The sequence below is a fragment of the Pseudomonas sp. NDM genome, assembly GCF_003105095.1.
GTDB lineage: Bacteria > Pseudomonadota > Gammaproteobacteria > Pseudomonadales > Pseudomonadaceae > Aquipseudomonas > Aquipseudomonas moraviensis_A.
The window spans coordinates 1-1,339 of sequence record NZ_QETJ01000321.1 but is presented as its reverse complement, the minus strand read 5'-3'; the positions used below and the strand labels follow the sequence as shown (position 1 = coordinate 1,339).

Annotated in this window: 1 protein-coding gene; it reads right to left on the bottom strand. The window is 59.4% G+C overall.

The features are described 5' to 3' along the window. Positions 1-72: 72 nt before the first annotated feature. Positions 73-1,164 (bottom strand): calcium:proton antiporter, encoded by a 1,092-nt coding sequence (locus DCO47_RS26785; RefSeq protein ID WP_042609771.1) that lies wholly within the window; start codon positions 1,162-1,164, stop codon positions 73-75. Between the last annotated feature and the right edge of the window lie 175 nt (positions 1,165-1,339).

Genomic DNA, 1,339 nt, shown 5'->3' with positions numbered 1-1,339 from the left:
CAGACAACATGTTTGTTGGATGACACACCGCTTTCGCGAGCAGGCTCGCTCCCACGTGGGTATCTGCCAGCCCTAAAGGCCTAGTAGCGACAGCATGATAAAGGTCGCAAACAGCACAAAGTGCGTCATGCCCTCGATGGCATTGGTCTCGCCGTCATTGAGGTTGATCGCACTGACGATCAGGGTGATGAAGATCATCACTGTCTGCACCGGGGTCATCGCCATTTGAAACGGCTGGCCGGTGTACAGCGCCATTGCTTCCATCACCGGCACGGTGAGGATTACTGTCGACAGTGACGCACCCATCGCGATGTTGACCACCGACTGCATACGGTTCGCCAGCGCGGCACGCAATGCGGTCAGAATCTCCGGCGCTGCCGAAATCGCCGCCACCAGAATCGCCGTGATCACCGGCGGCGCGCCCGTGCCTTCCAGACCCAGATCAAGCGTCTTCGACATGACCTCGGCCAGCGCGCCGATGATCACCACTCCCGACACCAGAATGCCGATCGACAACGCCAGGCTGACCGGTTTCGGCTCCTGCTCGACCGGCTCCTTGCGGCGGCGTTTGTCCGGGTAGCTGTAGCTGAAAAAGTAACTGTGCGGGCCGACCTGCATGCGCAGGAACAACGCATAGAGCACCACCATCGCGCCGATGGTGAACGCCGAATAAATCTTCCAGTTGGCCTGGGGAATGAACTCCGGCACCACCATCGACACGCCCATCGCAGTGAGGATCATCACACTGTAACTGCGCGCCGAATCGTCGTTGTAGGACTGCTCGCCGTGTTTGATCCCGCCCATCAATGCGGCAAGGCCGAGGATGCCGTTGATGTCGAGCATCACCGCCGAATAAATCGTGTCGCGCACCAGCGTCGCCGAGGCTTCGTTGCTCATCATGATCGCCAGGATCACCACTTCGACCAGCACCGCCGAGAGCGTGAGGATCATCGTGCCGTAAGGATCGCCAACCTTTTCCGCGAGCAGTTCGGCGTGATGAGCGACGCGCATCGAAGCGGCGACGATGAAGGCGATCAGCAGCAGACCGCCGACCAGCGCGACGATCTGGCCGCTGTGCAGCAGCCAGTGTTCCAGTGGATAAGCGACGCAGGCGGCAAGGACTGCCAGCAGCAGGAAGCTTTCTTGTTTGAGGATCGAGAGCATGACGGGCCTTTTGCCGAAAAGAGCTGATGAAGCTACTGACTGCCAGGCGGCGCTAACGTTTCGTTACATCTTCGCGCACCAACCCATGGCGGTGCTTCGTCAGGTGCACCTTTATTGGCCTTGAGGGCCCTATCGCGAGCAGGCTCACTCCTACAGTTGAAATGCATTCCCCTGT